Origin of the sequence: Stenotrophomonas veracruzanensis, from assembly GCF_032911525.1 — a bacterium.
In the GTDB taxonomy this organism is placed as follows: domain Bacteria; phylum Pseudomonadota; class Gammaproteobacteria; order Xanthomonadales; family Xanthomonadaceae; genus Stenotrophomonas; species Stenotrophomonas africana.
The window spans coordinates 1-9,233 of record NZ_JAWJTI010000064.1; the positions used below are offsets into that span (position 1 = coordinate 1).

The 9,233-nt window shown below is 66.7% G+C and carries 12 protein-coding genes and 1 other RNA gene; 10 read left to right on the forward strand and 3 right to left on the reverse strand.

What is annotated here, in order from left to right; genetic code table 11:
- Positions 1-482: 482 nt before the first annotated feature.
- Positions 483-1,805: an aminopeptidase P N-terminal domain-containing protein gene (locus R1H25_RS20045; protein WP_088480401.1), complete on the reverse strand. Its 1,323-nt coding sequence runs from the start codon at positions 1,803-1,805 to the stop codon at positions 483-485.
- Positions 1,806-1,810: 5 nt separating this feature from the next.
- A complete protein-coding gene (locus R1H25_RS20050) occupies positions 1,811-2,359 on the reverse strand; it encodes a YecA family protein (protein WP_049449697.1) in 549 nt (182 codons plus the stop codon).
- Between the two features lie 153 nt (positions 2,360-2,512).
- On the opposite strand from R1H25_RS20050, the gene R1H25_RS20055 reads away from it, so the two are divergent.
- From R1H25_RS20055 to R1H25_RS20090, 8 genes are all read left to right on the forward strand, one after another.
- On the forward strand, positions 2,513-2,734 hold the full coding sequence (locus R1H25_RS20055) for a TIGR02449 family protein (RefSeq protein WP_043034082.1): 222 nt from the start codon (positions 2,513-2,515) through the stop codon (positions 2,732-2,734).
- Complete coding sequence (locus tag R1H25_RS20060) at positions 2,731-3,027, forward strand: cell division protein ZapA (RefSeq protein WP_317224444.1); 297 nt, start codon at positions 2,731-2,733, stop codon at positions 3,025-3,027. The genes R1H25_RS20055 and R1H25_RS20060 overlap by 4 nt, the downstream gene beginning before the upstream one ends.
- A gap of 152 nt (positions 3,028-3,179) precedes the next feature.
- A non-coding RNA gene (gene ssrS / locus R1H25_RS20065) (6S RNA) lies at positions 3,180-3,365 on the forward strand.
- Positions 3,366-3,448: 83 nt separating this feature from the next.
- Complete coding sequence (locus R1H25_RS20070) at positions 3,449-4,042, forward strand: 5-formyltetrahydrofolate cyclo-ligase (protein ID WP_049449699.1); 594 nt, start codon at positions 3,449-3,451, stop codon at positions 4,040-4,042.
- The gene (locus R1H25_RS20075) at positions 4,039-4,518 is read left to right on the forward strand and encodes an EVE domain-containing protein (RefSeq protein ID WP_012512007.1); all 480 of its coding nucleotides are present in this window, start codon (positions 4,039-4,041) and stop codon (positions 4,516-4,518) included. Before R1H25_RS20070 ends, R1H25_RS20075 begins: the two co-directional genes overlap by 4 nt.
- A 22-nt stretch (positions 4,519-4,540) precedes the next feature.
- Positions 4,541-5,188 carry a ribose-5-phosphate isomerase RpiA gene (rpiA, locus tag R1H25_RS20080; RefSeq protein WP_006389802.1) on the forward strand — a complete coding sequence of 216 codons (648 nt, stop codon included), beginning with the start codon at positions 4,541-4,543 and terminating at the stop codon, positions 5,186-5,188.
- 21 nt (positions 5,189-5,209) lie between these two features.
- Entirely contained in the window at positions 5,210-5,656 is a 447-nt protein-coding gene (locus R1H25_RS20085) for a DUF192 domain-containing protein (RefSeq protein WP_049449701.1), read from the forward strand.
- Positions 5,657-6,032: 376 nt separating this feature from the next.
- Entirely contained in the window at positions 6,033-6,878 is an 846-nt protein-coding gene (locus tag R1H25_RS20090) for a SirB1 family protein (protein ID WP_057499634.1), read from the forward strand.
- A 59-nt stretch (positions 6,879-6,937) separates the two neighbouring features.
- Here R1H25_RS20090 and R1H25_RS20095 read toward each other — a convergent pair whose 3' ends face one another.
- Positions 6,938-7,162 carry a rubredoxin gene (locus tag R1H25_RS20095; RefSeq protein WP_080354805.1) on the reverse strand — a complete coding sequence of 75 codons (225 nt, stop codon included), beginning with the start codon at positions 7,160-7,162 and terminating at the stop codon, positions 6,938-6,940.
- Between the two features lie 34 nt (positions 7,163-7,196).
- Here R1H25_RS20095 and thiE point away from each other — a divergent pair, with 34 nt between their 5' ends.
- On the forward strand, positions 7,197-7,823 hold the full coding sequence (gene thiE, locus R1H25_RS20100) for a thiamine phosphate synthase (protein ID WP_317224445.1): 627 nt from the start codon (positions 7,197-7,199) through the stop codon (positions 7,821-7,823).
- Positions 7,824-7,839: 16 nt separating this feature from the next.
- A complete protein-coding gene (gene hemL, locus R1H25_RS20105; protein WP_317224446.1) occupies positions 7,840-9,129 on the forward strand; it encodes a glutamate-1-semialdehyde 2,1-aminomutase in 1,290 nt (429 codons plus the stop codon).
- Positions 9,130-9,233: the final 104 nt, after the last annotated feature.

Here is a 9,233-nt window from a genome sequence, read left to right on the forward strand (position 1 = left end):
TAAACCCATCCATGGGGGCTCGATGGCGCCATCCATGGCGCCAACGGTCCTGCAAACCCACCCCGCCCGGCCTTTGACAGTTTCCTGCCGCGTCCAACCACGGAAAAGAAATAAAGAAAAGCAGAAGCGGGTCGCTCGCTGCGCTCGCTCTGTGCCGACCAAGGTCGACACCTACCAACAGCCGCCCGCCCCAACAATCGCAGTTGCCAGTAGATCCACGCCATGCGTGGATGATTCATTCGATATCTGACAGATGTGCCGACCAACGGTCGGCACCCACCAACAGCCCCGTGAACCTGTCGAAGGCGGGGTATTGTGGGTTTGCGGGGTGTGAGCCGCATGGATGCGGCGACCAAGCCTCCAGGGATGGATTCACGGCGTCCCCGCAAACCCGCAGTGCCCCGCCATCCCACGGAATGCCCGCTGTTGCTGTTGTCCTGGCTTGAAGCAGGTGCAGGGCTGCAAGCCCTGCAGAACACCCCTTACCCCGCCATCACCGCTTCGATCTCGTCGGCACTGCGCGCCAGACCTTCGGTCAGCACCCGATGGCCGTCGTCGGTGATCAGCACATCATCCTCGGTACGGATGCCGATGCCGCGCCAGCGTGGTTCCACGGTCGTATCGTCCACGCCGATGTACAGCCCCGGCTCGATGGTGAACGCCATGCCCGGCTCCAGCAGGCGCGAATCGCCTGCCAGGCGGTAATCGCCCACGTCGTGCACGTCCAGCCCGATCCAGTGCCCGGTCTTGTGCCGGTAGAAACGCTGGTACAGGCCTTCGGACAGGTTCTTTTCCAGCGTGCCCTTCAGCAGGCCCAGCCGCAGCAGGCCTTCGGTCAGGGTCTGCACCGCGGCCAGGTGGCCACTCTCGTACGGTACGCCTGGCTTGGCCTGCGCCAACGCAGCGGCCTGCGCATCGCCGACGAGGTCGTGCAGCGCACGCTGCTCGGCACTGAAGCGGCCGTTCACCGGGAAGGTGCGGGTGATGTCGCTGGCATAGCCGCGGTATTCGGCACCGGCATCGATCAACACCAGTTCGCCATCGCGCGAACGCGCGTTGTTGTCGCGGTAATGCAGGATGCAGCCGTTGCGACCAGCACCGACGATGCTGCAGTAGGCCGGAACGGCATCGTTGGCACGGAACACGCGCTCCAGCTCGGCCTGCAGTTCGTACTCGTGGATGCCCGCCCTGGCCGCCTTCATCGCCGCCAGATGCGCACGCACGCTGATCTGCGCGGCGTGGTGCATCAGCGCCACTTCGGCGCCGGACTTGAACAGGCGCTGCTCGTGCAGCAGGTGCCCCAGTTCAAGGAACTCATGCGGTGGCTGCGCACCGTGGCGCACCTGCGAACGTACACGGTTGACCCAGCCGATCAGCTTCAGGTCGAAATCCGCGTCGCGGCCGAAGTGGTAGTAGACGCGCGAACGGCCTTCCAGCAGGCCCGGCAGGATGTCGTCCAGATCGTCGATCGGGTAGGCATCGTCCATGCCGAACTGCGCTACCGCACCGTCCTGGCCGGCACGGCTGCCGTCCCAGGCCTCGCGTTCGGCATCGCGCTCGCGGCAGAACAGTATGGCCTCGCCGTGGCGGCGGCCCGGGATCAGCACCAGCACCGCTTCCGGCTCCGGGAAGCCGCTCAGGTACTGGAAATCCGAATCCTGCCGGAACGGGTAATGGGTATCGAGGCTGCGCACCTTCTCGGCCGCGGCCGGAAGCACCAGAATCGCGTCCTCGCCGGCCATGTCCATCAGCTGGCGGCGGCGACGCTTGTATTCGCCGGCCGCGATGCCGGTGCGCTGCTTGATGTCCATCAGTTCAGGCGCTGCCGGTGGCGCGAGGCCAGCACCACGTCACCGTGCAGCAGCAACACCGCCACGCGGATGAATTCCTCGATCTCGGACAGGGCTTCGTCGTCATCATCGCCACCTGCCTCGAAGTCCTCGCTGGAAGCACGCGCCAGGCTGGCCATGTCGGTCAGCGCTTCCTCGCCCTCTTCGGACAGGGCTGGCCGGTTACCACCGCTGCCCAGACCGAAGCCGCCCAGGAAGGAACGGGTCCAGCTGAACATGGCATCGGCCTGCGCGGACACGTCGTCGGTGTCGGTCAGCAGCAGCTCGAAGGCGAAGTCGCGGTCTTCCAGCTGCTTGATGGTGGCCTGCAGCAGCTGCCCCAGCACGCTGTCGGCGGCCACCGGCGGCAGGTTGTCGTCGGCCAGCACGCGCGCCGGCCAGTCGTTGCCGGGGGCGCCGCCGGCGGCCAGCCAGCCACACAGCGCGCCGTGCAGCTCGGCAGCGGTGGCGCCCAGGCCCAGTTCCTGGCTGGCGCGGGTAACGTCGTCGACGGAGGGAAGTTCGGTCATCGTGCGGCTCGTTCGGAAAGGAAACCCGGGGCGCGCACGCGCGCGCCCGTGAGACCCCGTAGTGTAGCAACCCGACGGCATCCTCTCCGCAGCCGTCCAGCCTTGCTGCGACAACGCTTGACCGCCCTTACCCGGCTTGCCTATCGTGCCCGCATGGAACCCGCCGATCCCCTTGCCCAGCTGCAGGACTTCGCTGCCCGCGTGGAAGCGTTGCTTGACCGCAACCAGCGCCTGGCCGAGGAGAACCGCAGCCTGCGCCACCAGCAGGAACAGCTGGTGGCCGAGCGTTCGACGCTGCTGGCCAAGAATGAGCAGGCACGCTCGCGGGTGGAAGCGATGATCAGCCGGCTCAAATCCCTGGAGCAGCACACATGAGCGCCGAACCGGTCAGTGTCCGCATCCTCGATCGTGAATACACCGTGGGCGTCGGCGGCGATGAACGCGACAGCCTGATGGCCGCTGCACGCCTGCTGGACGCGCACATGCGCGAGATCCGCGGCAGCAACCGCATGGCCGCGGTCGATCGCGTCGCCGTGTTGGCCGCGTTGAACCTGGCCCACGAACTGCAGCTGCTGCGCGACGAGAACGCCCGCCAGGCGGTGGCGCTGCAGCAGACGCTGGCCGACCTGAACCGGCGCCTGGACCGCGCGATCGACGGCACCCCATAGAAGAGGGGACGGAGGGAATCAAGGCGCATTTGCCCCTTCCGTGCTGGAAACGTCTTAATCCCCTCCGTCCCCTTTTCTCATATCTGAATTGGCACGGACTGTTGCCGACGAACGGCCTATCCAGATGCTGCACGCTGGCTATAATGGCCACGCGTTCTCTGCGGTACTCGACGGCATGTGCAAACATTCGCCTTGTCCCTTAAGAACGACACCGGGAGCGCGACAGCGCCGGGAGTGCAGGTCCGCCTTGTAGCGGGAAGCCCGATGGTTCTCCAGCGTTCCCACTTGAGCCCCCGGGTTCAAGGTCGTTTCGCATGCATCGACATTGCGGAGAATGCAATATTCCAGCAAGGGCGGCGTCTTCGGGCGTCGCCCTTGTTCTTTCCGGCACAATGACGGCTGATCCTTGCCGCACGCTGCCATGACCGACCCGCGACAGGCCCTGCGCCACGACCTGCGGCAACGCCGCCGCGACCTTCCCGCCGCTGAGCGCATCGCCGCCGCCGAATCCCTCGCCGATGCCCTGCTGGCCCTGCCGTTCGCCCCGCGCGAAGGCGCCGTGGCCGGCTACTGGGCGCTGGATGGCGAAATCGCCCTGCATCGCTGGCAGCTACAGCTGCCCGAAGGACTCACCTACTGCCTGCCGGTGCTGGCCGGCGACGTGCTGCGCTTCGCACCGTGGCGGCCGGGGCAGCCGCTGACCAGCAACCGCTACGGCATTCCCGAACCGGACGTGGCGGTGGAAGACACCCTAGAACCGGCGCAGATGGCGCTGGTGGTGACCCCGCTGGTGGGTTTCGACACACAGTGCCGGCGGCTGGGCATGGGGGGCGGCTGGTATGATCGCAGCTTCGCCTTCCGCCACGATCGGCCGGCGCCGCCCTGGCTGGTCGGTGCTGCGTTTGCGGTGCAGCAGGTCGAGTCCTTGCCGGTGGCGTCGTGGGACGTGCCGGTGGATGCGATCTGCACCGAAGACGGCACCCTGTTCCCCTCCGCTGCCCCCGTGAACGCATGACCGCCCGCAAGCGCTACTGGCTGATGAAGTCCGAACCGGACGCCTTCTCCATCGATGACCTGGCCAAGGTCAAGGTCGAACCCTGGAACGGGGTGCGCAACTACCAGGCGCGCAACTTCATGCGCGACGGCATGCAGGTGGGCGACGGCATCCTGTTCTACCACTCCAATACCAAGGTGCCGGGCATCGTTGGCCTGGCCACGGTGGCCAGCACGGCCTACCCGGACGACACCCAGTTCGATCCGAAATCCGACTACCACGACCCCAAGAGCACGCGCGAGAACCCGCGCTGGATGCTGGTGGACGTGGCCTTCGACCGCAAGCTCAAGCAGGTGATCGCGCTGGACGAGATCAAGCTGCACGCCGAAGCGCTCGGTGAAGGCTTCCCGCTGGTTGCCAAGGGCAACCGCCTGTCGGTGTTCCCGGTGACCGCCGCGCAGTGGAAGCTGCTGCTGTCGCTGGAAAAGAAATCCTGATTCCCTGCCTGAGAGTTCTCCCATGTCCGAAGCCAAGCGCCTGGCCGCCGAGAAAGCCATCGAGTACGTAGAAGACGGCATGATCGTCGGTGTCGGCACCGGTTCCACCGTGGCCTATTTCATCGATGCCCTGGCCCGCATCCAGCACCGCATCAAGGGTGCCGTGTCCAGCTCCGAGCAGAGCACCGCGCGCCTGAAGCAGCACGGCATCGAGGTGATCGAGCTGAACCACAGCGGCAACCTGTCGCTGTACGTGGACGGCGCCGACGAGTGCGACGCCAACAAGTGCCTGATCAAGGGCGGCGGAGCGGCGCTGACCCGCGAGAAGATCATCGCCGAGGCCAGCGAGCGCTTCATCTGCATCGTCGACCCGAGCAAGCAGGTGCCGGTGCTGGGCAAGTTCCCGCTGCCGGTGGAAGTGATCCCGATGGCGCGCAGCCTGGTCGCCCGCCAGATCCGCGACATGACCGGCGGCCAGCCGACCTGGCGCGAAGGCGTGGTCACCGACAACGGCAACCAGATCCTGGACATCCACAACCTGCAGATCACCGATCCGGAAAAGCTGGAGCGCGAGCTCAACCAGCTGCCGGGCGTGGTCTGCGTCGGCCTGTTCGCGCGCCGTCGCGCCGATGTGGTGATCGTCGGCGGCGAGCCGCCGGTCGTGCTCTGACCCTTTCGAAGGATCCTGACGATGTCGCTGTTGCGTTCGCTGCTGATGCTTCCGCTGCTGGCCCTGACCGGCTGCGCCACCGACGCGGCCCGCCATTGGGTCGAGCTGGATGGCGCCCGCTACCAGGTCGAGCTGGCTACCAACGATGAAACCCGCGCGCGCGGGCTGATGTTCCGCGACCAGATGTCGGCCGACCACGGCATGCTGTTCATCCACGACCGCGAAGAAATGCAGGCGTACTGGATGAAGAACACCAAGATCGCGCTGGACATCCTGTACTTCGACAGCCAGCGCAAGCTGGTCAGCCAGCAGCGCGATGTGCCGCCGTGCTCTGCCGGCGACATGTGCCCGCCCTACCCCAGCGGTGGACCGGCGCGCTATGTGCTGGAACTCAACGCTGGCCAGGCCGAGAAGCTCAAGCTGAAGGATGGGACGGAGCTGAAGTTCGGCCCGGGCATCGAAAAGTAGACGATGCGGCCGGCCAGCGGCCGGCACCCGCCGAATCAACATCAAAGGCAAAAGCTGGGTTACCGAGGGATGGCGGGGCGGTGTGGGCATGCAGGACACGCCGTAAACCCCGCTCCGCGGTCCGGCCCAGCCGCTGGCGGCTGTGCGTTCGGGCGCTTGCGAAGCAGTGCATCGCAAGCAAAGCGCCCTCACCCCTGGGGGCTCGTAGGCGCCATCCATGGCGCCTGCGGTCCTGCAAGCCCACACCGCCCCACTTCTGACAGTTGGCCGGCGGCTGTGGTAGGTGTCGACCTTGGTCGACACGACATTTCCAAGGCGATGTTCTTTTCACGCGGCACCGCTTGAAACCGCCTGCGAATGCCGCCAGTCTGTGGTCATGCAGGACCGGATCTCTCTCCCCGACTGGGATGCACTGGCCGACCTCGAAGACGAGGCGCTGCCACTGTTGCCGACCGCGCTGCTGATCGCACGCGATGAATACCCCGATCTGCAGCCGTCGACCTATGACGCGCTGATCCAGAGCCATGTCGAGCACCTCCGCTCGGAAGTGGAGAGCATCGACGACAGCCCGCTGAAAATGGCGGCGATCAACCGCCACCTGTTCGACGAGCTGGGCTACAGCGGCGACCACGACGAGTACTACGACCCGCGCAACAGCTATCTCAACCAGGTGTTCGAACGCCGACTGGGCAACCCGATCTCGCTGGCGCTGGTGCAGATGGAAGTCGCGCGCCGACTGGGCATTCCGCTCGATGGCGTGTCCTTCCCCGGCCACTTCCTGGTGCGTCTGCCGGTGGACGACGGCGTGCTGGTGATGGACCCGTTCAACGGTGGCCGCCCGCTGGACGTGGACGAACTGCGCGAGCGGGCCAAATCACACTTGGGCGGGCAGATGCCCGACGACCAGGTGCTGGCGCAGATCCTCGACCCGGCGCCGGCGCGCGCGATCCTGATGCGCATGCTGCGTAACCTGCACGGCGTCTACGCCGAGGCCGGCGAATGGGACCGCGCTGCACGCAGTGCCGACCGCCTGCTGAAGCTGGCCCCGGAGCAGGACGACGCGCTGCGCGACCGCGGCCTGGCCTATCTGCAGCTCGATTATCTGGCCGGTGCCCGCCACGACCTGGGGCAGTACCTGAAGCGCAATCCCGAGGCCAGCGATGCGCAGTGGCTGCGCGAGAAGCTGATCGACCTCGGCGGGCCGGTGCCGCGGCTGCATTGAGGGAGTCGGTGTGTGGACCAACGGTCCACACCCACCGGATGGGCCGGGTGGCCCTCCAGTCAATCGACCTCGACCATCTCGAAATCGGCCTTGGTCACCCCGCAATCCGGGCAGGTCCAGGTCTCGGGAATGTCCTCCCAGCGCGTCCCGGGCTCAATACCCTCCTCCGGCAAGCCTTCCGCTTCGCTGTAAAGGAAGCCGCAGACCACGCACATCCAGGTGCGCAAGGTGGTGGGGGTGGCATCGCTCATCGGATAATCAGGGCTGGATTCACGGGCCGCCATTGTCCCATCGCGGTCCACTCACCGGTAGCCATCAATGATTTCTGCTTCCCCGGCGCCCCGCGGCGTCTACCTGATCACCCCGGACGAGCCCGATACCGCGCGCCTGCTGGCCCGTACCGCGCCCTTGCTGGCCGCTGGCGCTACCTGGCTGCAGTACCGCAACAAAACCGCCAGCGACGCGCTGCGACGGGAGCAGGCCATGGCGCTGCAGGCACTGTGCGCGGGGCACAGCGTGCCGCTGATCATCAACGACGACCCGGCACTGGCCAAGGCAGTGGGCGCGGCCGGCGTGCACCTGGGCGGCACCGACGGGGATATCCCCAGCGCGCGCGCCCTGCTCGGCGCTGACGCCATCATCGGTGCCTCCTGCTACGACCAGCTGGCCAATGCCGAAAAGGCCGTAGCGGCCGGCGCCAGCTATGTGGCCTTCGGCGCGTTCTTTCCCACCACCACCAAGATCACCAGCAGCCGCGCCCATACCGACCTGCTGCGGCAAAGCGCCGCACTGGGCGTGCCGCGGGTGGCGATCGGCGGCCTGACGCCGGACAATGTCGGTCCCACCATCGACGCCGGCGCCGATCTGGTCGCCGTGGTCAGCAGCGTGTTCGCCGCCGAAGACCCGGTCGCGACCCAGCGCGCCTTCCTCGCCCAGTTCGCGTAATGCCCAGGAAATCCGCATGAACCACGATCACTCCCACGCCCTGTTCTCCCGTGCCCAGCAGCTGCTGCCGGGCGGCGTCAATTCGCCGGTGCGCGCGTTCAAGTCGGTCGGCGGCGAGCCGTTTTTCGTCGAACGCGCCGACGGCGCCTACCTGTACGACGTCGACGGCAACCGCTACATCGACTACGTCGGTTCCTGGGGCCCGATGATCGTCGGCCACAACCACCCGGCGGTGCGCCAGGCGGTGAAGAAGGCGATCGACAACGGCCTGTCGTTCGGTGCGCCGTGCGCGGCCGAAGTGACCATGGCCGAGACCATCACCCGTCTGGTGCCGTCGTGCGAGATGGTGCGCATGGTCAACTCCGGTACCGAAGCCACGCTGTCGGCGATCCGCCTGGCGCGTGGCGCCACCGGCCGCAACCGCATCGTGAAATTCGAAGGCTGCTACCACGGCCATGGCGACTCGTTCCTGGTCAAGGCCGGCAGCGGCATGCTGACCCTGGGCGTGCCGACCTCGCCGGGCGTCCCGGCTGGACTGAGCGAACTGACCCTGACCCTGCCCTACAACGATTTCGAAGCCGCCACTGCGCTGTTCGAGCAACAGGGTGACGACATCGCCGGCCTGATCATCGAGCCGGTGGTTGGCAACGCAAACTGCATTCCGCCGCGCGACGGCTATCTGCAGCACCTGCGCGAACTGTGCACGAAGCATGGCGCGCTGCTGATCTTCGACGAGGTGATGACCGGCTTCCGCGTCGCCCTCGGCGGTGCGCAGGCGCACTACGGCATCACTCCGGACCTGACCACCTTCGGCAAGATCATCGGCGGCGGCATGCCGGTGGGTGCTTATGGCGGTCGCCGCGAGCTGATGCAGCAGATCGCACCGGCCGGCCCGATCTACCAGGCCGGTACGCTGAGCGGCAATCCGGTGGCGATGGCCGCTGGCCTGGCGATGCTGGAACTGATCCAGCAACCCGGCTTCCACGCCGATCTGGCCGAGCGCACCGCGCGCCTGTGCGCCGGCCTGGAAGCGGCCGCCGCCGACGCCGGCGTGGCCGTGACCACCACCTGCGTGGGTGCGATGTTCGGGCTGTTCTTCACCAGCGAGAAGGTGGAGACCTATGCGCAGGCCACCGCCTGTGACATCCCGGCGTTCAACCGCTTCTTCCACGCGATGCTGGACCAGGGCGTGTTCCTGGCACCGTCGGCGTACGAGGCCGGCTTCCTGTCCAGTGCGCACAACGATGCGGTGATCGAAGCGACGCTGGCCGCTGCACGCGTGGCGTTCAGGGCCGCCAAGGGCTGATCGCAAAAAGGGGACCCCTGCTCTGGTAGGTGTCAACCTTGGTTGGCACAAAAAGGGGACGGAGGGGATTAAGTCGTTTGTGCACAAACGACTTAATCCCCTCC